A 24,188-nucleotide genomic window follows, 5' to 3' on the forward strand; every position below is an offset into this window, starting at 1 on the left:
AGCAGTCAAATAATTCAAAAAATTGAATTTTGCCGGTCGAGTGCCTATTTATCGGACAAGTTCATTTTCACGATTCCAGGCACCAAGGAGATTTATGCGATGGCCGACGGCAATCAGACGATCATGGAAAAAGCTGAAGCCCGCTTCGTCGACAAGCAGAAGAAGACGGCCGAGCGCAACAAGGCGACGGCCGAGTACATGTCCGAGGCGCGGGCCCGGGAGATCAAGACGGCAAGGCTGCGGGAGTTGCGGCTGGCCAAGGAAGAGGCTGACCGCGTCGCCGAAGCCCTGAACCCGACGCCGAAGAAGAAGCGGGCGACCAAGAAGGCCGCCGCAACGGAGGCAAAAACATGAGCCTGACCTTCCCCAACCGCAGCCGCAGCTATGACGAAGCCGGCAAACGCATCCGCTTCGTCGGCCATGACGGCATGTTCCAGATTTCCTTCTCGGTAGCCGCCGACGCGATGACCAGGATGCAGCCGGCAACCGCGGCCAATGAGGCCGGTTACCTCGCAACATTCGACACGCAGAGCAGCGCCATCCGCGACGTGGCGTCGAAGGCCTATGACCGCACGCGCAAGAGCATGTATGTGCTGACGGCCGACGACTTCGGCTGATCAGCCCTATGCATGTCGCTCAAAAGTGACCCCGGTTTTGAGATAACGACATGCATAGAAACAAAGATTAAAGGTCCATGTCCTCGACCATCGTGCGTATCTTCGCGGCCTTTTCGAAATGGTCGAGGCGGTGGGTCCTGATCCACCATTCCGCTGCTTCCATCAGCAGTTCGGGGTCGTCGTTCCTGTTGGCGAAAAACGCGTAGAACGACAGGCCGACGCCAGGGCCTTTCTCGGAAATCTTGCGGTCGCAGACCTCCAGTATCTTTTGCTTCAGGCTGGCTCTCACGGGAATCCTCTTGTTTTTATGCCGCGGGGTCTTGGCCCCCCGTTCAACCCTTGCGCTCCGCCCTTTCGCGGCGCCGGATGTCGCCGACATTCATCTGCACGACCATGTCCTCGGCCTCGCGCGGGCTCATGCCGACCATCACCTTTTGCCTGATCATCGCAGGCTGGCCGGTGAAGACATCGACGATCGCCCAACTCTGGGGCAGGTCCATGCGCAGCGCATAGCGATTTGCCATGATCCTCAGCCCTGCAACATGAAAAACACCGTGCCCAGGACCAGCATCGTCCAGGCGATCACCGACAGCTTCAACGCCATGCCGCCATGCGCGGCCACAAGCTCCCGCAAGCGCGGCACGATGCCAGCCGAAGCGGTTGGCACCGCCGCGACGGCGACGGATGGCTTGACGCCAAGTTTCCCAAAGACCGGCAGCGATGACGGTTCACGCACGAAAATGACCTCGAATGTCGGGGAAGATCGGAGCGAGCAGGCTCGCGCCCCTGCCATAGCACTCTTTTCGCGAGCGCCCTGCATGCCAAATGCAGATAGGTGGTTTTAACCTCGGCCCCATGCCGGCGTGAGCATGTCCGTCGCAGGCGACAACGACCGCAACCGCACAAATCGGCCGCGACAAGTGGTCGGGCACAGGGGTCTCGGCTGTAGGATTTTGGAGGCCTCGCCTCGGGATCGAACCGAGGCTTCAGAGATTTGCCGTCTCCAGCGTAGCCGCTCCGCCACGAGGCCATTGCAACCGAACTAACGGGGAAATGCTTGCGGAAACGTTAAGCCCGACCGCTGTTCTGTCGGCACTTTGCGAAATGTCGGCTGGCAGCGCTCTTTGGCATACGCCGCGCCCCCGAAAACCCGAAGGCGTGAGCGCTGCCATGGGCGGGTATCCTGGCTGCGCGGACAAGAAATGACCGGCGCTGCGCGCCGCCAGGTGATTCAGAACTTCAAATCACAGCCCTAACACTTTGTTCACAAACAACTCCAAGGGTAAGCCGGCCAGGCCTCCCCTGAAAAACGCAGGCCTTTACGCCGCGGCGCTCCGGCCTTTCGCGCCGGCCTCGGCCTTGAAGATGCGGAAGGTGTTGCGACCCGCCGCCTTGGCGGCATAGAGCGCCGTGTCGGCCTGCGCGAACAGGTCGCAAGGCGAGCCTGCGCCGGCGAACGCGATGCCGACCGAGGCGCCCAGCCGCAGCGACTGGCCGCGTATCGGGACCGGCTTGCCCATCCTCTCGACGATCTCGCGCGCCACGCTGGAGACGGCGGCCCGGTCGAGATGCGATCCGAGCAGCACCGCGAACTCGTCGCCGCCAACGCGCGCCACCAGGTCCGCCTCGCCGCAACCTTCGGCGAGGCGCTCGGCCGCCGCCTTCAGGCACTCGTCGCCGACGACGTGGCCGAACGTATCGTTGACCGCCTTGAAGCCGTCGAGATCGATCAACAGCAGCGCGCCGATTGGGCGGCTGGCATCCGCCTGCGCCAGCCGCGCCTGGAAGCGGGCGCGGTTGGCAAGCCCGGTCATGGTGTCGAATTCGGCAAGATAGCGCATCCGGTCCGACAGGATCTTTTCCTCGGTGATGTCCTGCTTCATGCCGAAGATGCGCACCGGCACATCGGCCTCGCACTCGACGGTCGCGGTGATGCGGATCCAGCGGCTGTGGCCGGCGAAGGTGGTGATCTCGGCGTCGAGGGTGAAGCCGCTGCGCTCGGCGATCGCGCGGCTGCGCAAACTGTCCAGCGCCTTGCGCGACTCCTGCGGATAGCACTTGATGATTTCGCTGCGGTCGAGCGTGGCGCCGCGGGGCAGGTCGAACAGATCATAGACCACATCGGTCCAGTGCAGCTGTTCGCCGGGCAGGCTGCATTCCCACACGCCGATGCGCGCGGCGACGGAGGCGCGATCGAAGATCTTGCGGCTGTGCGCCAGCGCAACCTCTTGGCCGGCGATCAGCGCGGCCTGCGCGGCAAGTTCCGCCTTGAGCTTGGGGATGTCGGCGTCGCGGCGCCGCTCGCCGGCGCTCTCATGCCCCGCCCGCTTGCCGGGTTGCGAGGCCGGGCCTTTCGGAGCGTATGGGGTATCGGGCATGGCGAGACTCCTGGCGGGCGACCACCATGGTGCAGCAGCGATTAATACTTCGCTGACAATCCTTGGGTTTCCTCGCCCCCACGGGAGTGGCGACGGCATGCACACATTTCCAGGCAGCTGGTCTTTGGCGACAGCGTGCATGGCAGCTTGGCGCATAGATTGTCTTATGCTGCGCTGGTCGACCCCCACTCCGTCTCGGCTTCGCCGAGCCACCTCTCCCCGATCGACGGGGTAGAGGAAAGGCGCCAAGCTTTTTGCCGTCAACGCTCGTCCGATAACGCTCCCTTCCTTTCCCTCCGGAGGGGGGAAAGGTGGCGCTGCGAAGCAGCGACGGATTGGGGGAACCACGTGGCAATCAGGCCTCGCGCCGATCAGCCACACTTTCTGTTCCCACCGACAGAGCTCCACTTTCCCCCTTGAACACTCCCCCAATCTGGCCTAGCCTGACTTGAGAAAAGGTTTTTCCAAACAGATCTGATCGGGCTCGGCCATTGGTCGGGCCTTGTCCCGGCCTATGTGAGAAAACCTTTTCCCAACTAAGGATTTCTCGGCGCGATGGCAGCGGACGATCAGCCTGTTCCGGTCTTTCCCAAGCCCGTCACCTTGCGTGACGTGGCGGCTCGGGCCGGCGTCAGCGTTGCGACGGCCTCGAAGGCGCTCAACGACCAGGGGCGCATGACCGCCGAGACCCGCGAGCGCATCCGCGAGACGGCGCGCAGCCTGGGCTTCCGACCCAACAGCCTGGCGCAGAGCCTGCTCAGGCGCCGCTCCTTCACCGTCGGCTTGCTCACCAACGATACTTATGGCCGCTTCTCGCTGCCGCTGATGTCGGGCATTTCGGACGCGCTGGTCGACAATGGCGTCTCGGTGTTCCTGTGCAATGTCGAGGAGGATCCGCGGCTGGGCCAGCTGCATGTCGAGGCCATGCTCGACAAGCGCGTCGACGGCATCATCGCCACGGGAAAACGCATCGACCGACACCTGCCGGTCGACCTCGCCGATCTGCGCATCCCGGTGATCTACGCCTTCACCCAGCCCGATCCCGACGCCGTCGCCTTCGTCTCGGACGATGCCGGCGGCGCGCGGCTGGCGGTGGAACATTTCTGCCGGCTCGGCCGCAGGCGCATCGCCCATGTCAGCGGACCGGCGAGCTTCGCCGTGGTGCATGCCCGCGCCCAGGCCTATCGCGACGTGCTCGCCGAAAACAGCCTGCCGGTGACCGAACCGCTGCTCGGCTCCTGGTCGGAAGCCTGGGGGCATGAAGCGGTGGCGCAGCTGTTCGACGGCAAAAGCCAAAGACCGGACGCCGTCTTTTGCGGCAACGACCAGATCGCGCGCGGCGTCATCGATGCCCTGCGCGAGCGCGGCCTCGATGTTCCCGGCGATGTCGGCGTTATCGGCTTCGACAATTGGGAGATCGTCGCGGAAGCGACGCGCCCGCCGCTGACCTCGGTCGACATGAACCTGGTCGCCCTCGGCCGCGAGGCCGGGCTGACCCTGCTTTCCCTGGTCGGCGGTCAGACCGCCGCGCCGGGCATTCGAAAACTGCCGTGCCGGCTGGTGGTGCGTCAGTCCTGTGGCCGCTCACCGGACGGCTGAAAACGAAAGCGCCGCGAGATCGGCGCCAAGCCGCGCACAGCGGCCAACCCTTGGAGGAGGAAAACATGAGGAAGCTGATTGCCAAACTGGCCCTGGCCACTGCCGTTCTGGGCAGCGGCCTGGGTGCCGCCGCCGCCGACACCGCCAACATCTGGGTACGCGCCGACGGCTCGAATTTCATGCCGCGCATCGTCGACGCCTACAACAAGGCGCACAAGGACCAGATCAAGCTCGACATCATCCCCAACGCCGAGATCATCCCGAAATATGGCGCGGCCGCCGCCGGCGGCACCGCACCCGACGCGCTGTCGCTCGACCTGATCTACACGCCCTCCTTCGCCGCCGCCGGCCAGCTGGAGGACATCACCGACTGGGCCAAGTCCCTGCCCTATTTCGCCAGCCTGTCGCCGGCGCACGTCAAGACCGGCACCTACAAGGACCACATTTACGGCCTGCCCTTCTCGGCCGACGCCTCCGTGCTGATCTGGAACAAGAAGCTGTTCAAGCAGGCCGGCCTCGATCCTGAGAAAGGCCCGGCCAACTGGGCCGAAATCGCCGCCGATGCCGAGAAGGTCAACGCGCTTGGCGGCAACATCAAGGGCTTCTACTTCTCCGGCAATTGCGGCGGCTGCAACATCTTCACCTTCACGCCGCTGATCTGGGCCTCGGGCGGCGATATCCTCAGTGAAGACGGCTCCAAGGCGACGCTGGACAGCCCGCAACTGCGCGGCGCCATCGATCTCTACCGCTCGATGGTCAAGAAGGACCTGGTGCCGGCAGGCGCCCAGACCGACACCGGCGCCAACTTCTTCGCCGCCTTCGCCGCCGGCAATATCGGGATCTCGCCCTCCGGCGCCTTCGCCATCGGCGCGCTCAACACCCAGTATCCCAATGTCGACTACGGCGTCACCTTCCTGCCGGGCAAGGACGGCGGCTGGTCATCCTTTGCCGGCGGCGACAATTTCGTCGTCACCAAGGGCACCAAGAAGCTCGCCGTGGTGAAGGAGTTTTTGGACTTCGCCTATTCGCTTGAAGGCCAGACCATCCTGGCCAAATATGGCAGCCTGCCGGTGCGTGGCGACATCGCCAAGGACGCGCTCAGGGAACTCGACCCGCGCTACCAGGTCGCCGCCGAGGCCATGGCCAAGGGCAAGACGCCCTATTCGGTGGTGTTCAACGATCTGATCAACTCCGCCAACGGCCCGTGGACGCAGATGATCAACGAGGTCTTTTTCGGCGACGACGTCGACGGCGCCATCGCCAACGCGCAGGAGACCATGCAGTCGATCATCGACCAGGCGCCGCAGAAGTAGCGGCCGCCTGCCGGCTGCCCGCCTCTCTCCCTGGGCGGGTGGCCGGCTATTGTTTTTGTTCAAATAGCAGGACTATCGCGTTGAGAAGACTCACTCGCATCTCCGGTTCGAGGCGTCGCAAGGCGAGCCCTCAGCCATGACCACCATCACCGCCAGCACCACCGCCCCGCCCCGCGCCCGAAAACTCGTCGGCGCCGGGCGCAGGCAATGGATCGGCCTGCTCTATGTCGCGCCGGCCGTGGCGCTGGTCATGGTGTTCTTCGTCATCCCGCTCGGCATGACGGCGTGGATGTCGCTGCACAACTGGCCGCTGATGGGCGAGCACGCCTTCATCGGGCTCGACAATTACTGGGCGATCCTGCGCGACACCAGGTTCTGGAACGCGCTCAAATTCACGGGCTACTACACGGTGGTCGTCACCATCGCGATCTTCGCCGTCGCCTTTCCCTTGGCGATCTTCATCGAAAAACCGCGGCCGCTAACCAATCTCTACCGCACCTTCTTCTTCATGCCTGCGGTGGTCGGCTTCGCCTCGGCGAGCCTTTTGTGGTCATGGCTGCTCAATGTCGATTCCGGCCTGTTCAGCCCGGCCGCCTACGATCTCGGCCTGATCGACAAGAAGTTCAACCTGCTCGCCACCTTCCAGCCGGCCTTCTGGTCGATCATCGCCATGGTGGTGTGGAAGGTCGCTGGCTTCACCATGATCATCCTGATGACCGGCCTGCAATCGATCCCGCAGGATCTGCAGGAGGCCGCCGTCATCGACGGCGCCGGGCCTTTCGCGCGCTTCCGGGCGATCACCTTGCCGCTTATGCGCCGCACGCTGGCGCTGGCGCTGATCCTGTCGGTCGCGGGCTCGATCCTCGCCTTCGACCAGTTCTACATCATCCTGCGCGGCGGCCCGCGCAACCAGACACTGACGGCGGTCTACTGGATCTTCAACCAGTCCTTCGTGTCGTTCAAGCTCGGCTACGGCGCGGCACTCTCCATGGTGCTGCTGGTTATCCTGGTGGCGCTCAGCCTCATCCAGCTGTGGCTGCTGCGCAAGCCCGAGGGGCTCGACTGATGGCGCAGGCGATATCAGCCAGGGGCAAGCTCGCCGCGCGCTTCGCCCGGCACTCCACCGGCGTCATCGCCTCGGTGCTGTTCGTCGCGCCGATCGTGTGGACGGCGCTGTCGGCCTTCAAGCCGGCGGCCGAAGCGCGCCTGCCGCCGCTGCCGCCATGGCCGACCACGGGCTTCTCGCTGGAAAACTATGCCACGCTGAACAGCTTCGGCGACGGGCTGTGGGTCTCGGCGCAGAACAGCATCTATGTCTCGGTGATGACCGTTCTGCTGTCGGTCATCGTCAGCGTGCTGGCCGGTTATGGCTTTTCGCGGTTCCGCTTTCCGTTCAAGGACCTGTTCTTCGTCCTCATCCTGTCGACGATCATGATCCCGTTCCAGTCGATCCTGACGCCGATCTTCCTGGTGCTGACCAAGCTTGGCCTGCACAACACGCTGACCGGCCTGGTCGGCGTCTATGTGACGCTGCAATTGCCGTTCTCGATCTTCATGATGCGCAACGCCTTCGACGCCGTGCCGCGCGAGATAGAGGAAGCCGCGCGCATGGACGGCGCCGGCAACGCCACCATGCTCTTGAAGGTGATGCTGCCGCTGGTCTGGCCGGGCGTCGTCACCATCGCGCTGTTCGCCTTCCTCGGCGCCTGGAACGAGTTCCTCGCCGCTTTGGTGCTGATGACCGACCAGTCGAAATTCACACTGCCGGTGATGATGACGGCACTGCAGTCGGGCCGCTTCGGCGCCATCGACTGGGGCGCCGTGCAGGCGGGCGTCACCGTGATGATGGTGCCGTGCCTGATCCTGTTCCTCGCTTTGCAGCGCTTCTACATCCGCGGCCTGATGGCCGGGGCCGTCAAGTAATCGCCTGACGGCCGAGGCCGTCAACCAATCGATACAATGGAGTGAGTTCATGACCGCATCGCCATCCCCCCGCCCCGCCACGACGGCCAAGCCCAGGCTCGCCTTCCGGCCGCTGCCGGTGCCGCAGGTCGACGTGCACGGTTTCTGGGGCGACCGCGCCGATGCTGTCGCCACCCGCACCGCCGACATCCTCTACGAGCGCTGCGTGGCGGCACGCATGCTGGAGCAGATCGATCCGGACCGCCCCTCGCCCGGCATCGTCATTCCCTTCCACTCGCCCTCGCCCGATGAAGCGGACCGCCAGGGCGCCGAATTCACCGGCTCGACGGTGACGACGCAGATGTTCTGGGATTCCGATCTCGGCAAGACGATCGAGACCGCGGCCTATTCGCTCTACCGGCGCAAGAACCCGGAACTGGAGAAGAAGATCGACGCCGTCATCGACATGTACGGCAGGCTGCAGCAGGAGGACGGCTATCTCTCCAGCTGGTACCAGCGCATCCAGCCCGGCAAGCGCTGGACGAATTTGCGCGACTGCCACGAGCTTTATTGCGCCGGCCACCTGATCGAAGGCGCGGTCGCCTACTACCAGGCGACCGGCAAGCGCAAGCTGCTCGACATCATGTGCCGCTACGCCGACCACATCGCTTCGGTGCTGGGCCCCGAGCCCGGCAAGAAGAAGGGCTATTGCGGCCATGAGGAGATCGAGCTGGCGCTGGTCAAGCTGGCGCGGGTTACCGGCGAGCAGAAATACATGGAGCTGGCGAAGTACTTCATCGACCAGCGCGGCCAGCAGCCGCATTATTTCGACGAGGAGGCGCGCGCCCGTGGCGCCGACCCCAGGGCCTACCATTTCAAGACCTATGAATACAGCCAGTCGCACCGGCCAGTGCGCGAGCAGGACAAGGTCGTCGGCCATGCGGTGCGGGCGATGTATCTCTATTCGGGCATGGCCGACATCGCCACCGAATATGGCGATGATAGCCTGCGCGTCGCGCTCGACCGGCTGTGGGACGACCTCACCACGAAAAACCTCTACATCACCGGCGGGCTCGGGCCTTCGGCGCACAATGAGGGCTTCACCAGCGACTACGACCTGCCCAATGAGAGCGCCTATGCCGAGACCTGCGCCGCCGTCGGCCTGGTGTTCTGGGCAAGCCGCATGCTCGGCATGGGACCGAACGCGCGGTATGCCGACATGATGGAGCGCGCCCTCTACAATGGCTCGATCTCCGGCCTGTCGCTCGACGGCTCGCTGTTCTTCTACGAAAACCCGCTGGAAAGCCGGGGCCGGCACAACCGGTGGAAATGGCACCGCTGCCCATGCTGCCCGCCCAATGTCGGGCGCATGGTCGCCTCGATCGGCAGCTATTTCTACAGCCTGGCCGACGACGCGCTGGCCGTGCATCTCTATGGCGACTCCACCGCCCGTTTCGACATTGCGGGCACTGCGGTCAGCCTGACGCAGGCAAGCCGCTATCCCTGGGATGGCGCCGTCGGGATCACGGTCGAACCGCAGGCGCCGGTGGAGTTCACGCTGCATCTGCGCATCCCGGCATGGAGCAGCAGCGCGACGCTTGAGATCAATGGCGAGGCAGTCGACCTCGAAGACATGATCAGCGACGGCTATGCCGCGATCCGGCGCGTCTGGAAAAACGGCGACCGCGTCCGGCTCGACCTCGAAATGCCGATCGAGCGGCTCTACGCCAACCCCGAGGTCCGGCAGGATGCCGGCCGCGTCGCGCTGTCGCGCGGGCCGCTGATCTACTGCGTCGAGGCATCCGACAATGACAGCCGGCTGCATCGCCTGACCCTGCCGCGCACGGCAGGCATAGAGGCGCATGAAGCGCCCGCGCTGCTGGGCGGTGTGGTGACGCTTTCAGCCACGGCGTGGGCCGATGCCGGCGACGGCTGGCAGGATGGGCTCTACCGGCGAGAGCCGCCGGCCAGCGTCGAGACGCGGCTGACCGCCATCCCCTACTACGCCTGGGACAATCGCGAGCCCGGCGAGATGCTGGTGTGGCTGCGCGACGGTTGAGGCGGGCTCGACTAGGGCCGGCTCGATTGGGCGGCGGCAGCAGGCAGCGCGGTCTTTGGTGCGGCTTGCGGCGCGCTGTTGTCGACATGCGCCCAAGCCGGCCGCTCGAACAGGAACATGCCGAAGCCGACGCGCTGGATGATGAGGTAGAGCACGACAGGGCTGATGATCGAGACCAGCAGCACCGCCAGGCTGAGCATGCCGGTGTCTGTCAAGAGGCCGCTTGCCAGCGCGGCGCCACGGAACAGCGACATCGGGATGGTGAAGGCGACATAGACGACCAGCGAATGTTCGCCAAGCCAGCGCAGCCATTCCATCGAGGCGAATGTGCAGAGGAAGCCGCCAAGCACGCACAGCGCCACGGCACCGGCGATGGCCAAGGTGAGATGCAGCGGCGGCCATGCCGCCAACCCCATCTGCATGCCGACCGGCTGCATGGCATAGCCCGGCGAATAGACGAGCAGGCCGTTGACGACAGCCCACAGAGCCAGGCCGGCGACGGCCAGCATCGGGCGGGGCTGCGTCCATTCGACGAGGCGGAACACCAGCGGGGCCATGAGGAAGCCGACATAGAAGAACACGAAATAGGCCGCGAACTGTTCAAGCGCATAGCTGTCGGGATGCGGCGCCCACATCTGCAGGGCGGCGGCACACGGGATGACGATCCAGGCGGGCACGCGGAACTGCCGCAAAAGCTTGGCAACAAGGCCGAACACCGCCAGCATGTAGATGAACCACAGCACGCCATAGGGCTGGACGACGGCCATTGCGAGATCGTGCAGCATGCCGCCGGGATCCCTGCTGAAGACGCCGATCTTCAGCCCGATCGATATGATCGCCCACAGCACGTAGAAATAGAGATAGTGGACGACGCGCCGGTCGGCATAGCGCCGCCACGGCCGGTCGATCACCTGCGACAGGAACAGGCCCGAGATCAGGAAGAATTCCGGCATGCGGAACGGCGTCGCGAAGCCGATGACATAGTGCAGGAAGCCGACGCCGCCCGTGTACTCCCCGGTGTTGTAGGCCGAATACATCATGACCACGAGGATGATCGAGAGGCCTTTGGCCGTGTCCACCCACGGCATGCGCATCGGGCTGTTCATGGCAAATCCATCCGGGCCGGCCAACGAGGCCAGCCATCATTCCCAGATGTCTAGCACCATCAAACTTCCCAGATCGTAAACACGGATGGTTTCGCGGGGTGCAGACAGCGAGCCATTCTTGGCTGCTGCCATGCAGTGTCAAAGTCATTGRCAATCTTCTGGCGTCGGCGCTGCCCCTCGCCTGCCTGCCGGCAGAATTACTTGCGACCCTTCGACTTGTTCAAAGCCACCGCAGCCCGCACCAGCGCCTTCAGCGCGTCCTCGTTGACCTTTTCCCCCTCCTGAAAATCAATAGCCCGCCGCGTATTCCCTTCAAGGCTCGAGTTGAACAACCCCGCCGGATCGGGCAGCGCCGCGCCCTTGGCGAATGTCAGCTTGACGACGCTCTTGTAAGTCTCGCCGGTGCAGATCATGCCGTCATGCTCCCACACCGGCACGCCGCGCCATTTCCACGTTTCGACCACATCGGGATCGACCTGATGGATGAGCGCGCGCAGCCGGGCCAGCATCTCGCCGCGCCAGTCGCCGAGCTCCTCGATCCTGCCGTCGATCAGTTCGGAGGGGGATTTGCTCTCCTGCGATCCGGTCATGCTGTTCTCCTCAAAAAATTGAACAATAGCGCGCTTACATGCGCTCGCCAGGCAATTGGCTGGCCTGCTTCACCCAGGCGCTGAATTGCGCCTCGTCGAACGCGTCGTCCTCATGGATGTCGAGGTAGCGCGTGTCCTGGCTCTTGGATTCACCCGGCGGCACCGGATCCAGCAACAGGCCGCGAAAGAAGGCAACCTTGATATACCCTGTGAAGCAATGGATGCCGAGGAACCAGCCCTCGCCTTCAACGCCATAGAGCGGCGAGTTCCATTTGACCGCCTTGTGCACGCCGGGCACGACGCGCTCGATGAGCGCGTCGAGACGCCCGCCCATCTCGCGTTTCCAGCCCGGCATCGCCGCGATATAGGCCTGCACGGGAGCATCGCCATAACCCTTGGCGATCTGCGGGTTGCCGCCGGAAAGCAGTTTTGGCTCGGCCTTGGCGGATGTCGACTTGGCCATGCGCTTTCCTCCTATCCGTTGGCCCGCTGCGTGCTGCGTCCTTTCGCGACATAGGGCAGCACGAACATATAGAGGCCGCTGAACAGCATAAGGAAGAGCGGCGGCAGTGGTGAGTAAACCACCCAGGCCGGCGGCTGTCCAAACGCCATGGTGACGAAATTGGCGACGACGGTCGCCGTGAAGATGATCGACAGCCAGCGATGCGCCTGCCTGATCCATTTGCTCCAGTCCAAGATGACCTCCCGTGAAACGCGTGAAACCGGGCGCGCTACCAGCGCGCCAGCTCGGTGATCTGGATGAGATTGCCGCAGCCGTCGTTCAGCTTGGCGATGGTCGAGCCGGTCACCTCGGTCGGCGCCATGGCGAACGTGCCGCCGCGCGCGGTGATGCGCTCGTGATCGCCCTTGACATCGTCGGTGAAAAACATCACCGCCGGCTGGCTCTGTTCGAACATCGCCTGCTGATAGGCCTTGGCGGCCGGCTGGCTGTTGAGCACCAGCTGCAGCTCGGTGCCCTCCGGCTCGTCCGGCGAGGCGACCGTCAGCCAGCGGAACGGCCCGTTGCTGAAATCGGCCTTCTTGGTCAGGCCGAGCACACCGGTGTAGAAGGCCAGCGCCTTTTCCTGGTCGTCGACATAGATGCTGGTCAGTTTGATCTTCATCGTCTTTCTCCATAGGTTTTGCTGGCGGTGAGCCGCCCGGGTGAAGTCAGGTGTTGGGTTCAAGCGGCCGGTGGACCTCAGTCCGTCCGGTTCAGAAGCTGTTCCAGCTTCTCGAAGAATTGCGGCCAACCCATCTTGGCGCCGCCGTAGGCGCGCCGCTGATCGGGCCGGAAGCCGGATTGTTCCATGCGCAGATGCGTCCCGGTTGGCGTCGGGGTGAGCGTGAAGGTCACCACGCTCCTGAGATCGAACGCGGGGTCCGGGTGCGCGAGGTTCCAGGTGTAGGACAGCGTCTTGTTCGGCTCGACTGCCAGCACCTCGCAGTCGAGCACACCGCCCCAATCGGCGCTGATATTGAAGCGGTGGCCGACATCAGGCTTGAAATCGTTCTTCATCAGCCACTCCTCGATCAGATGCGGTTGCGTCAGCGCGCGCCAGAGTTTTTCCGGCGGATGGGAAATCTGCCGCTCGACGACGACAGTGCGGTTTTCAGTGGCACTATCGTTCACTGGTCCATCCTTTTGAGCAAATCCTCGAGATCATCGAACCGAGCCTCCCAAAACCCGGCCATATCACGCGTCCAGTCCATCAGCGGCGCCAGCGCGCCAAGCTGCGCGCTGTAGTGCGTCTGGCGGCCTTCATGGCGGTCGCGCACCAGCCCGGCCTGCTTGAGCACGCCCAGATGCTTCGACACCGCCGGCTGCGAGACGCCGGACTGGCTCGTCAGCGCCCCCACCGTCTGCTCGCCCTGGCGGCACAGCCGTTCGAAAATCGCCCGCCTGGTYGGGTCGGCGAGCGTCCTGAAGAGCATGTCATGGGCGTCTGGCATGTCAGATCGATAACTCGTTGGCTATTGGTTGACGTATAACCACAGGGATATATGTTCGTCAAGAGCAGGATTGGACTGATGCAGGACTCGACTGGGCAGAAGATGGAGCACGCTGATGATCCTCGTCACGGGAGCCACCGGCCATGTCGGGTGCGCCGTCGTCTCGAGCCTGGCATCGCGCGGCCATCAGGTGGCTGCGCTGCTACGCAAGCCTGAGGCCGCGCAGAGCCGCCTGCCCCAGGCAACAGCGCTGCGCGTCGGCGACTACGAGGATGCCTCGGCGCTGAAAGCAGCCTTCGCCGGCATCGACAGGCTGGTGCTGATTTCAAGCGATGGCGCGGCGGATACGGTCACGCGCCATCATGCCAACGCCATAGCGGCGGCAGCCGCAGCCGGTGTCCACCACATCACCTTCACCAGCATCATCGACATCGGCGAGACCTCGCCCTTCTACTACGCGCCTGCCTACCGGAACGCCGAGCGCCGGCTGGCCGCCTGCGGCGTGCCCTCGACCATCCTGCGCTGCGGCCTCTACAGCGATTTCATCCTCGACACCTGGCTCGCACCAGCCTCGGGCGAACTCGCGCTGCCTGCCGGACAAGGCCTGGTTGCGCCGGTATCGCGCGGCGATGTTGCGGCGGCCGTTGCAGCGGCGGCGGCCGTTGCAGCGGCGGCGGCCGGGGCCGACACATCCCGCGCCCTCTACACGATCACCGGGGACCGGCCGCTGGGCTTCGACGAGATCGCTGCCTGTTATAGCGAGGCAACGGCACAGCCCCTGCGCTATCGCCCCTGCGCCCTCGGCGATTATCTGGCCTCGGCGTCGGCGCGCCTCGACGAGCCGTGGCCACAGGCCTTCTCCAGCCTGTGCGCCTCGATCGCCGAGGGTCGCTATGCCTCGACCTCCAGCGATTTCACCGCGCTTACAGGTAAGCCACCGGAAAGCTTTCGGGATTTCCTGGTTCGGGCAGTGTTTGGGGTGCTGACGAAAGGCTAGTTCCCCGGCTCAGTTATTTTGACCGATGGATGGAGGATTAGCCGAGGCCTTCCCAACTTCGTCATCCCTGGGCGAAGCAGGAGCGAAGCTCCGTCGCGGAGACCCTGGGATCCATTTCGTGACGTCTATCGAAGTGTGCAGCGGAGCAGAATTCTGCACCGTGGCGAGGCTCAGGAGTCCCGGCATGGATCCTCGGGTCTGCGCCGCGTCGCTTCGCTCCTTGCTCCGCCCGTGGATGACGAAGCCGTGGATGTTTCCGCCAATCGCGAAGACAGACGATCCGTCAGCGCAGGCGACTGGTCAAAACGTCCTCGCAGAACAGCTAGAGGGCCGAATGGGCACGCCCGATCTCCCGCGCCACCAGTTCCTGCAGCTGCCACAGATTGCGGTCGCGTATGCCGCAGGCGTCGAGGTGGCGGATCGTCTCGAACAGATATTGCGCGCCCGAGCCCCAGTGGCCGACGGCTCTGGCCAACGTCGTGGCGACCGCCTTCTTGTCCAGCTTGCCGGCATAGCGCGGATTGGCCGGATCGACGACGAAGCCGAGCGCCCGGCCCTCACCGTTCTCGGTGCTGACCCGCAGCCAGCGCGGCACGTTGACGGCGGGCAGGATGGTCATCTCGCGGCGCAGCAGCGCCTCCAGATTGGCGGCAACCGGCTCGGCGATCTCGAACACCATGCCCTGGCACTGGCCGCCACGGTCGAGCGCCATCATCAGGCCGGGCTGCTCGAGCGTGCCACGAAAACGCTGCACCGTGAAGCAGAACGACCGGTGCCAGCCCCGCGCCACCGCCCGCTCGCCGCCCCGCACCTCGCCCGCCGGCTTCCACAGCAGCGAGCCATAGGCGAACAATTTCAGCGGCCCAGGCGGTGCAGAGGCCAGGATCTCGTCGCGAAAGCGCGCATAGTCGGCGTCAGTCATGTAGACCATGCCCGGCGTCGGCCCGGCATCCTCGACCACCCGCATGGTCCGCGCCACCAGCGCCTCGGTCAGCGCCATCGGCGCCTTGCGCGGCGGGTTGGTGGAAATCGGCTTGTTCATGTTCGTCATGTTGCCCAAGGCAGAGGGATTCTCAAGGGCGAGCCGGAAGGACGCCAGGGCAATCGCTTCCTGGTTTAGAGTTCGCTGATGACTTTTCTCCAGAGTCGGCGCCGCTGGCAATCGGAAGCGACCCCGCCGACTCAAAACCTGAGCACACACACCCAAGCACCTGAAAAGACTCACCCAATCTACCGCCCCGGGGCGGCACTCAACTCGCTGCGCCGCCAGGCTGCCGGTGATATCCCCACCGAGCGTTTGAACTCGCGGCCGAAATGGTAGACGTCGCAGAAGCCACAGGCTTCGGCGACTTCGGCCAGCGGCTGGTCGCCTTGCACCAGCAGCGATTGTGCCTGCATCAGCCGCTCGCGCATCAGCCATTGGTGCGGGCTGGTGCGCAGATGTTTCTGGAACAGCCGCCGCACCTGCGAGGCGCCGAGGCCGGTGACCTCCGCAAGGTCGGACGCCGCCCAGGCGGCACCAGGCGCTAGGCTTCGCCGACGCGGTGACCTCGGACGAGATCCTGCGCACCGCCCTCTCTGCGATCACGACGGGCGCCGACGCCGTCATCACCGGGCGCGGCCATGACACGGTGCGCATGCTCGCCGACGAGCAGATCCCGGTGATGGGTCATCTCGGCTTCGTGCCGCGCAAATCGACCTGGGTCGGCGGCATCAGGGCCGTCGGCAAGACCGCTACCGAAGCGCTCGAACTCTGGGACCGCTTCCGCCGGCTGGAGGATGCCGGCGCCTTCTCCGTCGAATGCGAGATCATTCCGGCCGAAGTCATGGCCGAGATCAACTGCCGCTCCGGGCTGGTCACAGTGTCGCTCGGCTCAGGCCCGGCGGCGGATGTGATGTTCCTGTTCACGTCCGACATTTGTGGCGAAAGCGCCCGCCTGCCCCGCCATGCCCGCGCCTGGGGCAATCTTGCCGCCTTGCACAAGGCCGTCCGCGACGCCCGCGTCGAGGCGCTGTGGAACTTCCGCAGGGAGGTTGCGGACGGCAGCTATCCAAGCGACGCCGAGATCGCCGGGATTGCTGATGCCGAGCTGGAAGCGTTTCGCGAGGCGTTGGAGGCAGGACGGGACTAGCGCGACTGCCGCACCGGCTGAGCAACCCATCCGAGTGATCCTTGAAGCGGACGAACCTCGGCACAACGGCATCGGGCGTCGTCTCCGTGCGCCACTGCCTTGGGGAGCGCTGTTCAGGCGGCAATGCAATTCACCGCCCAACTCACGACACCAGCGGCATCGGAACCCTCAGCCCGTCGATCAGCGCGTCTCGAAACAGCGTGATCGGACGGGCCAGCCGTCCGGCGGGCGGGCGGTGCAGCAGCCAGGCGCGCACTTGCGGTTTGAAGTCGGGACAGTCGATGACCTCCACCTTGTCGCGCCAGCGGCTGTCGGCGAAGGCGCCGGGCGTGACGATGCCGATGCCGTGGCCGCGCGCCACCAATGACATTCTGAGGTCGACGCTGAGCGCCTCCACCCCGACCTGGAACGGCAGCCTCGCCGCCTCGAAACTCTGGCGGATGAAGGCGCGAAAGCCGCAGCCGTTTTCGTTCATCACCCAGGCGAAGCGCGACAGGTCGGCGAGCTTCGCCGGCTTCGGCACGCCGAGGCCGGGCGACGCGACCAGCAGCACCGACTGCGCGCCGAGATCGTCGCAGACCAGCTCGTCCGGCGGCGCCAGGCCTTCGGCGAGGCACACCACCACGGCGTCGAGCTCGCTGCGCGCCACTTGCTCCACCAGCCTTGGCGACCAGCCCGAACTGATGCGCAGCGTCAGCCGCGGAAAGGCGGCGCGCAGGCTGTCGAGCGGCAGCGCAAGAGCCGCGTCGGAGAGATAGGGCATGATGCCCAGGCGGAATTCGCCCTTGACCTCGCCTTGCGGCGAGACGCCGGCCTTCAAATCTTCCAGCGAGCGCAGCACCCGCCTGCCGTGCTCGTAGGCCTCGCGCCCAGACGCCGTCGGCTTCAGCGGCTTCGACTGACGGTCGAGCAGTGCGGTCGCCAGCCCGTCCTCCAAATTCTGGATGCGGCGCGTGACGCCCGGCTGCGTCAGGTTGAGCCTGGCCGAGGCGCCGACGATCGAACCGGTTTCCACCACGGCGATGAAGGCTTCGAGGTCATGGATGTTCATACACATCTCGCATAATCATTATCGAATTGATTGAATTGTAGCATGATAATGCTTCAGCATAAAGTCCTCTCACAATATGCAACTTCTTGAGGACTCCATGCCTGACACCAATCATGGCCAGCTGTGCGAGCGGCTGTCGGCTGGCACCATCACCGGCCCGCAGACGCTGCTCTTCGCCGCCTCCACCGGCATCATCGTCACCAATCTGTTCGCGCCGCAGACGCTGGTCGGCCTGATCGGGCCGTCGCTCGGCGCCGGCGCCGCCAGCGTCGGCCTCGTCGCCATGGCCACGCTGCTCGGCTATGCTGCCGGCCTGTTCTTCCTGGTGCCGATGGCGGACCTTGCCGAGAACCGCGCCCTGATCCTGCGCATGCTCCTGACGGCCGCCCTTGCGGCCGGCGTCGCCGCCTTCGCGCCCACCACCGCTTCGCTGCTGATCGTGCTGTTCGTCCTCGGCGCCGCCTGTTCGGCAATCCAGATCCTGGTGCCGATCGCCGCCTCGATGGCGCCGCCCGGCGAGGCCGGCCGCGTTATCGGCGATGTCATGAGCGGCCTGATGATCGGCATCCTGCTGGCGCGGCCGCTGGCCAGCCTGATCGCCGACGCCTGGGGCTGGCGCGCCTTCTACGGCCTCAGCGCCGCCGCGCTCGTCCTGCTCGCCGGCGTGCTCGCCTTCACCTTGCCGCAGCGCCGCCCGCAAGCGAAATCCACCTATGGCGCGCTGATTGCCTCGCTGTTCGGTCTGCTGCGCGACGAGCCGGTGCTGCGGCGGCGCGCACTGACGGCGGCGCTGGTGATGGCGGCGTTCAGCCTGTTCTGGACGGCGGTGGCCTTGCGTCTCGCACAGCCGCCCTTCGGCCTTGGCCAGCGCGGCATTGCACTCTTCGCGCTCGTCGGCGCCGGCGGCGCCGTGGTCACGCCGCTGTTCGGCCGCGCCGGCGACCATGGCTGGACGCGATCCGCCACCATCGCCTGCCATCTCGTGCTGATCGGCGCGATGGCGCTCGCCGCCTGGGCCGGCGCCTCTCAGCCCGGCGCGTCATGGCAGCCGCTCGTGCTGATGGGCGTCAGCGCCGTGCTGCTCGACATCGGCGTCACAGGCGACCAGACGCTCGGCCGCCGCGCCGTCAATCTGCTTCAGCCCCAGGCGCGCGGCCGCCTCAACGGCCTGTTCGTCGGCATCTTCTTCATCGGCGGCGCCATCGGCTCATTGCTGGCCGGTGTTGCCTGGAGCTGGGGCGGGTGGACTTGCGCGTGCACCATCAGCGGCGCCTTTGGGCTCGTCGCACTTCTCGTCGACTGGATCGGCGGGCGGAACTGAGCCGGCCGATCGTTTGCAAGGAAACACGTTCACCTTGCTGACTATTATCTCAGCCGACCCGTGATTGTTGTCTTCGCGATAAAACAGGTCGTTCAACCCCGGCAAGGCAATCACCGCGTCGTTGACGTAGACATAGAGTTCGCCCGACGCCTTGGGCTTGATCTCTGCCCTGAGCTCGTTATTCGGACAGGTGACAGCGGCTGCGGGGTTGGCAACCCCAGGGTTGGCGACAGCGGGGTCGACGGGATTTAGCACATACTCGTCATTGCCGTATGTGCCGACACGCGCGATGGGCTTGAAATACGGTTCGGCCCACCAGCGCTTGAGCAGGGTGCCGAAGTAATGGGTTACGCTTCCTCCACCCACACCGCGCGTATCGGCACACAGCGTTCTGTCGGACCATTTGTTCTTGATTGAAATGGCGACCTCGTAGCGAACACCTTCCTGCAACCAGTTGCCGGTGTCGCTGCACATCTGCGATGTTTTGAACTCGGCTACTTTTCCCGTCAGCTGTTCGGTTTTGGGCAATTCTCCCTTCCGCTCCTCACAGAAGGCGCCCATGGAGTCGGCGACCTCGAACGTGGTCTTGTTGACGGCAAACAAAATGAGGCCAATCGACAAGGTAAGAAATACCGCCGGCAGCACATATTCCCTCAGCATGTTGTAGACCCGTATGGCAAAGGGGTCGGTCCGCACGGCGCGGGCGAAGCGGAGAGAGACAGGTGCCGGCACGGCCTTGCGGCTCGGTCCTCTGCGGGTCAGCAAGAGATAGATCCCGAGCAAGCCAAGCGCCGCCGCGGCGAAGGCCCAGCCGGTGTAGTAATTTCCACCAAGCCACACGGCCAATGCGCCCGCGCCAAGGCTGACCGTTCCCAACAGCGACGTGCGGCGATGCGCATCATTCCTGCTCGATTGCAGCATCGTCGCACTGCGCCCGGCGTTGACATTCCAAGCGGCCCGCGCCCGGTCGTTGATACGCGTGCGCAACACGCCGTTGACCCAAAGCAGAATACCAAGCAGCGCCGCCAGGATCGCGGCCGGCGGCGGATAATTGACCACCGCATCGATCCACGGCGCGGCGAAACCAGGCAGCAAGCCGCTGACCAGACCGAAAATCGGCCCGATGAGGCCGGAAGCGGACTTTCCGATTTCACCGCCGACATCGAGCGTGACATAGCCGGCGAACAGCGGAAACGTCAGGAACAGGACCGCGATCGACAGCAAGGCATAGTACACGCCACGGCGCCACCACACGGTGTCCCGCATCAACTCCGCGCGTTGCAGGCGGCTCTGCGGGTGAATGCCGCCGCCGGCTGCGTTGCCTTCACCGGACGCCGGTACCTTGCTCGCCTTCTCGGCGCTGCCGGCGCCGTTCTCCTGAAGCTTTTCCAGCGCTTCGCGGAGCTTCTCGTCCATGTCGGCCAGATCGCGCTCGCGACCGATCGGGAGCGGCAATTTGTCGACAGGCTTGGCTTTGCTTGTCGGCGCCAGGCGTTTGCCCGGCAGGCCGATGAAGGGTATCCGCTCGCCGAGGGGCGACAACACGTCGATATGCTCGGGCAGCGCGATCGGCGCGTAGTCGTCGGATCCCTTCGCCATGCGGATTATGACGCTGGCATCGACCAGCGGCTTTACGCCGTGGTTGATGCGCTGCCCGTCACGCTCCATCAGATCCTGGGCATCGCGCGGATGGTAGCGGTAAAAAACGCTGACGCCGGATCGCGAATCGTAGATGCGCCCGGTCTCGGACGCATAGTCCCAATAGTCGGCGACCAGATCCTTCTTGAATTGCAGGCCTTGCTCGGCGGCCTCGCCGATCATCCAGCACAGGGGTATGTGGGCAAGCCTGTCGTCCGGATAGCCACCGCCGACATTGGCGTGGCAGCCGGCGAACCAGACCTGCAGTAGGCGCGGATCGGGAACGGCAATCTCCTTCCGGATCGCCGCAGCCAGTGCCGGAGCAGGTTCGTTCCAGGGTATCGGAAAGAATGTGCGCCGCTCGTCGTCGATGCTGAAGGCCTGCCGGGCGCAATCGACGGCGCCGAGAAGGTCCCTGTTGGCGAATGTCATTGGCCAGACCCATTTGTCCACCGCCTTGGTCAATTCGTCGACCGGCAGACCATAGGCGGAGACGGTGTCCCATACACCGACGAAGGCGATGCGGATCTCGCCGGCCGAGCGGAAGGCCGGTGCTTGCAGTTGCACTTGCGCGTAGGGGCGGCTCCCGGTGATCTCATTCCACAGGTCGACCGCCCGGTCGCGCACGAAGCGGGCGAACACCACCCAAGGCAGTTTCGAACCAAAGGCCTTCGGCCGATACGCCCGATAGGCGGCGAGCGCGTTGCGGTCGAGTTCCTCTTCCGTCTTGAAGTCGACCAGCCCTTGGCTGGCGATCATGCCGACCAGCACGCGGATGGTGAAGGCGCCGCGGCTGAAGCCGAAGGCGAAGATCCTGTCGCCCGGCTCATAGTTGAGACAAAGGAACTTGTAGAGCGCCAGCACGCGGCGCTTCACACCGAAGCCGAGCGCCAGGCCGATGATCTCGAAAGGCTTGAATTGCGAGGTGCCGACACCGTCGCTGAACACGGCGATCTGGTCCGCACTGGTCAGGTCAAGCGCCTGGTAGAGGCGCCACACATTGGTCTTGAACGCCTTGGCGGCGCTGTTGCCGGTGCCATCGGCAAAGACGACGATGTTCCGGGATGGTCCATCGCCTGGAACATCAGCCATTGGTTCCCCCCTTGGCGCCAGTCCTATTGCTTTGCCGCGCGCACGTATTTGTCGATCTTGCCGAGCAGGCCCCACGCGGTCAGCGCCAGCGAGATCGGCATCATGATCGGCGCCAGTCCCGGTATCGAGCCTATGATCGGAATGAGCTCGCCCAGGGGAGATGTGGTCGCCGCCGCCCCGGCCGTTCCCGGCGTCAGCAAGGCGCTTGCCAGCACCCCAATAATGCCGAGCGCGCTCTTGCGCCCATCCAGCAACTTTCCCAGCCATTGGCCGAGCGCGCCATTGACCGGCGTCAGCACATTGGTGGCCGCCGAATTCGGCGGCAGGACGACAGGGTTGCCATCCAGACCTTGCGCCAGCTGACGCAGAAGCAAGGCCAGGCTGGCAGCCGCCGCCACGGTGGTTCCCGTTCCCGGTGCCGGCGTGGTCGTCGTCGTGGTGGTTGTCGGCGTGGTCGTCGTGGTTCCAGTTATTGTGGTCGCGCCGGGTTGCAGTGCAGCCAGCAGCGCCTGAATGAATTCGCTCACTTTGTCCGTCACGACAGGATCCCCTTCCTCTAGGTTCGGCGTCGGTATCGGAAGCGTCTGTTCGCCGTCTTCCTCAAGCCAGCGCTCGGTTTCGAGCCGCAGCTTGTTGACGCGCCGATTGAAGCCGTTCTTGAAATGCTCGTAGTCGGGATGCGCGCGCAGCTTCGCGTCATAGAGATCGATGACGTCGCCGATCACATCCGGCAGCGGCGTCTTCGGGATCGCGCCCAGGGTCTCGCCGCCGATGCCGCCATCGACGGCCACCGCCGCGCCATTCTGGTTGAGCGCCTTTTGCAGATAGGTTGCCGCGGTGCCGAGCCCGGCGTGGACGGCGACATTGTAGACGGCGAGCGCCAGCGGACCAGGCATCGCGCCGCAGGACGATTTCGACCAGTATTCCGAGAAATAGATCTCCTTGGCTTCCTGATAGCTCATATTGGCGACGTCGGCCTTGGAGACCGGCTTGCCGCGCCAGGCCGCAAGCGTCTTGCGGGTGATGCCGAAGTTGGTGGCCCCGCCAGGATCCTTCGGGTCGTCGGAATAGCCGCCTTCGAACTCGCGAACGATTTCCTGGGCGCGTTCGAAATTGGCCTTGCCGCCATCGGCCGGTGGCGATACCGCCGCCGAGCCGGCCGTCGAGGCGCCGCTTCCCTGGGCCGGGCCGGCGGCCGGGCCCGCCGACGTCGACGCCGGAGCGTCGGGCGGCGGCTGCAATCCCAGCGCCACAAGCAGCATCGTCAGCACATCGGGCGCCAGATCGGTCTCGTCGGGAAGATCCGGATTGCCCGATGTCGCCTCGTCGGCGGGACCCGTCGGCATCGGCGCCGTACCGGCGTTGGCGATGGTGGGAAGATCGATGCCAAGCACTGCCGCCGTTTTCTCGCCACACACGCCGTCGGCTGCGCCCGCGCCAAACTGGCGCTTCTGGAAATTCACCAGCGCCATCAGCGACAGGCGTCCGAAGGCGCCATCGGGCGTGCCCTGCAAATCGCCTTGCTTGACCAGCGCCTGCTGCACTTTCTTGGCGAGCGCGCCCGACGAGCCGAAGCAGACAACCTGCTTGAGCGCCGTGTCGGCGATCTTGTCGACGGACGACAATTCCTCGGCGGTGAACAGCAGATAGACGAAACGGGTCTGACTGGTGCCGTAGGCGCTGTCGATGAAGGCGCGCCAGGGGCCCGTCTCCGGCGCCATGTGGCGCGACGGCGACTGCGGCAGGCCGCAGACGACCTGGCAGCCGGCGCTGGAATAGCCCGCCTCCGGATTGTCGTAATAGGCGCAGTGGATATTGTCCCAGACGAAATCGCCCGAGCTCGAGCCGAAATCCAGTCTGTCCTTGAGATCGTAGTCCAGATTGTCGGCGGTGCGCCACACCGGCTGGAAGGACGCCTGACGAAAGGCCCGGTGGCCACTAGGCTTGCCGGCCTTGTGCGTGCCACGCTCATGCTCGAAGCGGCCAGGCATCAAAAGATTGGTGCCGGAGCCGCCCTTGGCCTTGGCGTTGGTGATGTTGGGCAGGGACGGTACGGTCGAACCTGGAAACAGCGCCACTTCACCTGTCTCCACCTTCCACTGCCCAAGAGTGCAGCGCATGTGGCGGAAATCATAGGCGCTGAAATGCGCCGGCTGACTCTGCGCAAAAGTATTATCGAACGGATGATCTGGAGACAGGCCACGAATGCCAAAGAACACCAGGCCTTTGGCAGGAACGGCATAGCCATTCCTCTTCGCAGCACGAGAGAGCAAGCTCGCGCTTACAGAAATGTCCGTCATTGGAGCCCCCCCAATTCGGCAACTCCAAATCGTATTCTTATATTACCTAATATGTCAAGCGACGCTGATTCGAAGTTAATAGAAGGTAATTCAACTTGTTCTAAAAGGCTATTCGCCCAAACCTTCAAGAAGTCCGGTCG

At 64.6% G+C, this 24,188-nt stretch carries 25 protein-coding genes and 1 pseudogene; 10 read left to right on the forward strand and 16 right to left on the reverse strand.

Annotation, left to right across the window (positions count from 1 at the left end; genetic code table 11):
- Nucleotides 1-99 precede the first annotated feature (99 nt).
- Both AC1DPX_RS13690 and AC1DPX_RS13695 read left to right on the forward strand, forming a co-directional pair.
- Nucleotides 100-354 (forward strand): hypothetical protein, encoded by a 255-nt coding sequence (locus tag AC1DPX_RS13690; RefSeq protein ID WP_202359345.1) that lies wholly within the window; start codon nt 100-102, stop codon nt 352-354.
- Nucleotides 351-617, forward strand: coding sequence for a DUF1488 family protein (locus AC1DPX_RS13695; protein WP_202358556.1), 267 nt, complete (start codon nt 351-353; stop codon nt 615-617). The genes AC1DPX_RS13690 and AC1DPX_RS13695 overlap by 4 nt, the downstream gene beginning before the upstream one ends.
- Nucleotides 618-684: 67 nt before the next feature.
- Here the strand turns inward: AC1DPX_RS13695 and AC1DPX_RS13700 are convergent, their stop codons facing one another.
- From AC1DPX_RS13700 to AC1DPX_RS13715, 4 genes are all read right to left on the reverse strand, one after another.
- Entirely contained in the window at nt 685-906 is a 222-nt protein-coding gene (locus tag AC1DPX_RS13700; RefSeq protein ID WP_202358555.1) for a DUF6500 family protein, read from the reverse strand.
- Between the two features lie 43 nt (nt 907-949).
- Nucleotides 950-1,141, reverse strand: coding sequence for a hypothetical protein (locus AC1DPX_RS13705; RefSeq protein ID WP_202358554.1), 192 nt, complete (start codon nt 1,139-1,141; stop codon nt 950-952).
- Nucleotides 1,142-1,146: 5 nt separating this feature from the next.
- Complete coding sequence (locus AC1DPX_RS13710; protein ID WP_244730777.1) at nt 1,147-1,353, reverse strand: hypothetical protein; 207 nt, start codon at nt 1,351-1,353, stop codon at nt 1,147-1,149.
- 583 nt (nt 1,354-1,936) lie between these two features.
- A complete protein-coding gene (locus AC1DPX_RS13715) occupies nt 1,937-2,995 on the reverse strand; it encodes a diguanylate cyclase domain-containing protein (protein WP_477237291.1) in 1,059 nt (352 codons plus the stop codon).
- A gap of 555 nt (nt 2,996-3,550) precedes the next feature.
- Here AC1DPX_RS13715 and AC1DPX_RS13720 point away from each other — a divergent pair.
- The 5 genes from AC1DPX_RS13720 to AC1DPX_RS13740 all read left to right on the forward strand — a co-directional run bounded on the left by AC1DPX_RS13720 (nt 3,551) and on the right by AC1DPX_RS13740 (nt 9,868).
- Nucleotides 3,551-4,594 (forward strand): LacI family DNA-binding transcriptional regulator, encoded by a 1,044-nt coding sequence (locus tag AC1DPX_RS13720; protein WP_477237293.1) that lies wholly within the window; start codon nt 3,551-3,553, stop codon nt 4,592-4,594.
- 65 nt (nt 4,595-4,659) lie between these two features.
- Nucleotides 4,660-5,907: an ABC transporter substrate-binding protein gene (locus tag AC1DPX_RS13725; RefSeq protein WP_477237295.1), complete on the forward strand. Its 1,248-nt coding sequence runs from the start codon at nt 4,660-4,662 to the stop codon at nt 5,905-5,907.
- 136 nt (nt 5,908-6,043) lie between these two features.
- Nucleotides 6,044-6,973, forward strand: a complete 930-nt coding sequence (locus AC1DPX_RS13730; protein WP_284270641.1) for a carbohydrate ABC transporter permease — start codon at nt 6,044-6,046, stop codon at nt 6,971-6,973.
- Complete coding sequence (locus AC1DPX_RS13735; protein ID WP_477237298.1) at nt 6,973-7,830, forward strand: carbohydrate ABC transporter permease; 858 nt, start codon at nt 6,973-6,975, stop codon at nt 7,828-7,830. Before AC1DPX_RS13730 ends, AC1DPX_RS13735 begins: the two co-directional genes overlap by 1 nt.
- Before the next feature lie 49 nt (nt 7,831-7,879).
- Nucleotides 7,880-9,868, forward strand: a complete 1,989-nt coding sequence (locus AC1DPX_RS13740) for a glycoside hydrolase family 127 protein (RefSeq protein ID WP_477237300.1) — start codon at nt 7,880-7,882, stop codon at nt 9,866-9,868.
- Nucleotides 9,869-9,879: 11 nt separating this feature from the next.
- On the opposite strand, the gene AC1DPX_RS13745 is transcribed toward AC1DPX_RS13740, so the two are convergent.
- From AC1DPX_RS13745 to AC1DPX_RS13775, 7 genes are all read right to left on the reverse strand, one after another.
- Nucleotides 9,880-10,974, reverse strand: coding sequence for an acyltransferase family protein (locus AC1DPX_RS13745; RefSeq protein ID WP_477237302.1), 1,095 nt, complete (start codon nt 10,972-10,974; stop codon nt 9,880-9,882).
- A gap of 197 nt (nt 10,975-11,171) precedes the next feature.
- On the reverse strand, nt 11,172-11,564 hold the full coding sequence (locus AC1DPX_RS13750) for a DUF1801 domain-containing protein (protein ID WP_477237304.1): 393 nt from the start codon (nt 11,562-11,564) through the stop codon (nt 11,172-11,174).
- Between the two features lie 34 nt (nt 11,565-11,598).
- Complete coding sequence (locus tag AC1DPX_RS13755; protein ID WP_477237306.1) at nt 11,599-12,027, reverse strand: DUF1801 domain-containing protein; 429 nt, start codon at nt 12,025-12,027, stop codon at nt 11,599-11,601.
- Between the two features lie 11 nt (nt 12,028-12,038).
- A complete protein-coding gene (locus tag AC1DPX_RS13760; RefSeq protein WP_477237308.1) occupies nt 12,039-12,260 on the reverse strand; it encodes a hypothetical protein in 222 nt (73 codons plus the stop codon).
- 35 nt (nt 12,261-12,295) lie between these two features.
- Nucleotides 12,296-12,688: a VOC family protein gene (locus tag AC1DPX_RS13765; RefSeq protein ID WP_477237310.1), complete on the reverse strand. Its 393-nt coding sequence runs from the start codon at nt 12,686-12,688 to the stop codon at nt 12,296-12,298.
- A 77-nt stretch (nt 12,689-12,765) separates the two neighbouring features.
- Nucleotides 12,766-13,197 carry an SRPBCC family protein gene (locus tag AC1DPX_RS13770; protein ID WP_477237312.1) on the reverse strand — a complete coding sequence of 144 codons (432 nt, stop codon included), beginning with the start codon at nt 13,195-13,197 and terminating at the stop codon, nt 12,766-12,768.
- Complete coding sequence (locus tag AC1DPX_RS13775; protein ID WP_115142524.1) at nt 13,194-13,517, reverse strand: ArsR/SmtB family transcription factor; 324 nt, start codon at nt 13,515-13,517, stop codon at nt 13,194-13,196. Before AC1DPX_RS13775 ends, AC1DPX_RS13770 begins: the two co-directional genes overlap by 4 nt.
- Nucleotides 13,518-13,632: 115 nt before the next feature.
- Between AC1DPX_RS13775 and AC1DPX_RS13780 the strand changes: the two genes are divergently transcribed.
- Nucleotides 13,633-14,514, forward strand: coding sequence for an NAD(P)H-binding protein (locus AC1DPX_RS13780; RefSeq protein ID WP_477237313.1), 882 nt, complete (start codon nt 13,633-13,635; stop codon nt 14,512-14,514).
- A 322-nt stretch (nt 14,515-14,836) separates the two neighbouring features.
- Here AC1DPX_RS13780 and AC1DPX_RS13785 read toward each other — a convergent pair whose 3' ends face one another.
- A complete protein-coding gene (locus AC1DPX_RS13785; protein WP_477237315.1) occupies nt 14,837-15,556 on the reverse strand; it encodes a gamma-glutamylcyclotransferase in 720 nt (239 codons plus the stop codon).
- A 188-nt stretch (nt 15,557-15,744) separates the two neighbouring features.
- A pseudogene (locus tag AC1DPX_RS13790) lies at nt 15,745-15,999 on the reverse strand (helix-turn-helix domain-containing protein); the annotation flags it as partial.
- A gap of 59 nt (nt 16,000-16,058) precedes the next feature.
- Between AC1DPX_RS13790 and AC1DPX_RS13795 the strand changes: the two are divergent.
- Entirely contained in the window at nt 16,059-16,646 is a 588-nt protein-coding gene (locus AC1DPX_RS13795) for a 3-methyl-2-oxobutanoate hydroxymethyltransferase (protein ID WP_477237317.1), read from the forward strand.
- A gap of 142 nt (nt 16,647-16,788) precedes the next feature.
- On the opposite strand, the gene AC1DPX_RS13800 is transcribed toward AC1DPX_RS13795, so the two are convergent.
- The gene (locus tag AC1DPX_RS13800) at nt 16,789-17,697 is read right to left on the reverse strand and encodes a LysR family transcriptional regulator (RefSeq protein WP_477237319.1); all 909 of its coding nucleotides are present in this window, start codon (nt 17,695-17,697) and stop codon (nt 16,789-16,791) included.
- A gap of 97 nt (nt 17,698-17,794) precedes the next feature.
- On the opposite strand from AC1DPX_RS13800, the gene AC1DPX_RS13805 reads away from it, so the two are divergent.
- A complete protein-coding gene (locus AC1DPX_RS13805) occupies nt 17,795-19,018 on the forward strand; it encodes an MFS transporter (RefSeq protein ID WP_477237320.1) in 1,224 nt (407 codons plus the stop codon).
- On the opposite strand, the gene AC1DPX_RS13810 is transcribed toward AC1DPX_RS13805, so the two are convergent.
- On the reverse strand, nt 18,905-21,748 hold the full coding sequence (locus AC1DPX_RS13810) for a DUF2235 domain-containing protein (RefSeq protein WP_477237322.1): 2,844 nt from the start codon (nt 21,746-21,748) through the stop codon (nt 18,905-18,907). The two genes, AC1DPX_RS13805 and AC1DPX_RS13810, sit on opposite strands and share 114 nt — an antisense overlap.
- Nucleotides 21,749-21,771: 23 nt before the next feature.
- Nucleotides 21,772-24,048, reverse strand: a complete 2,277-nt coding sequence (locus tag AC1DPX_RS13815) for a glycosyl hydrolase 108 family protein (RefSeq protein ID WP_477237324.1) — start codon at nt 24,046-24,048, stop codon at nt 21,772-21,774.
- Between the last annotated feature and the right edge of the window lie 140 nt (nt 24,049-24,188).

The sequence above is a fragment of the Mesorhizobium sp. 01N446 genome (genome assembly GCF_056399285.1).

Bases quoted from the DNA above. Each gene is read 5' to 3' on its own strand.
- AC1DPX_RS13690 (WP_202359345.1), top strand. From the start codon at position 100: ATGGCCGACGGCAATCAGACGATCATGGAAAAAGCTGAAGCCCGCTTC.
- AC1DPX_RS13695 (WP_202358556.1), top strand. From the start codon at position 351: ATGAGCCTGACCTTCCCCAACCGCAGCCGCAGCTATGACGAAGCCGGC.
- AC1DPX_RS13705 (WP_202358554.1), bottom strand. From the start codon at position 1,141: ATGGCAAATCGCTATGCGCTGCGCATGGACCTGCCCCAGAGTTGGGCG.
- AC1DPX_RS13715 (WP_477237291.1), bottom strand. From the start codon at position 2,995: ATGCCCGATACCCCATACGCTCCGAAAGGCCCGGCCTCGCAACCCGGC.
- AC1DPX_RS13720 (WP_477237293.1), top strand. From the start codon at position 3,551: ATGGCAGCGGACGATCAGCCTGTTCCGGTCTTTCCCAAGCCCGTCACC.
- AC1DPX_RS13725 (WP_477237295.1), top strand. From the start codon at position 4,660: ATGAGGAAGCTGATTGCCAAACTGGCCCTGGCCACTGCCGTTCTGGGC.
- AC1DPX_RS13730 (WP_284270641.1), top strand. From the start codon at position 6,044: ATGACCACCATCACCGCCAGCACCACCGCCCCGCCCCGCGCCCGAAAA.
- AC1DPX_RS13735 (WP_477237298.1), top strand. From the start codon at position 6,973: ATGGCGCAGGCGATATCAGCCAGGGGCAAGCTCGCCGCGCGCTTCGCC.
- AC1DPX_RS13740 (WP_477237300.1), top strand. From the start codon at position 7,880: ATGACCGCATCGCCATCCCCCCGCCCCGCCACGACGGCCAAGCCCAGG.
- AC1DPX_RS13745 (WP_477237302.1), bottom strand. From the start codon at position 10,974: ATGAACAGCCCGATGCGCATGCCGTGGGTGGACACGGCCAAAGGCCTC.
- AC1DPX_RS13750 (WP_477237304.1), bottom strand. From the start codon at position 11,564: ATGACCGGATCGCAGGAGAGCAAATCCCCCTCCGAACTGATCGACGGC.
- AC1DPX_RS13755 (WP_477237306.1), bottom strand. From the start codon at position 12,027: ATGGCCAAGTCGACATCCGCCAAGGCCGAGCCAAAACTGCTTTCCGGC.
- AC1DPX_RS13765 (WP_477237310.1), bottom strand. From the start codon at position 12,688: ATGAAGATCAAACTGACCAGCATCTATGTCGACGACCAGGAAAAGGCG.
- AC1DPX_RS13780 (WP_477237313.1), top strand. From the start codon at position 13,633: ATGATCCTCGTCACGGGAGCCACCGGCCATGTCGGGTGCGCCGTCGTC.
- AC1DPX_RS13785 (WP_477237315.1), bottom strand. From the start codon at position 15,556: ATGAACAAGCCGATTTCCACCAACCCGCCGCGCAAGGCGCCGATGGCG.
- AC1DPX_RS13800 (WP_477237319.1), bottom strand. From the start codon at position 17,697: ATGAACATCCATGACCTCGAAGCCTTCATCGCCGTGGTGGAAACCGGT.
- AC1DPX_RS13805 (WP_477237320.1), top strand. From the start codon at position 17,795: ATGCCTGACACCAATCATGGCCAGCTGTGCGAGCGGCTGTCGGCTGGC.
- AC1DPX_RS13810 (WP_477237322.1), bottom strand. From the start codon at position 21,748: ATGGCTGATGTTCCAGGCGATGGACCATCCCGGAACATCGTCGTCTTT.
- AC1DPX_RS13815 (WP_477237324.1), bottom strand. From the start codon at position 24,048: ATGACGGACATTTCTGTAAGCGCGAGCTTGCTCTCTCGTGCTGCGAAG.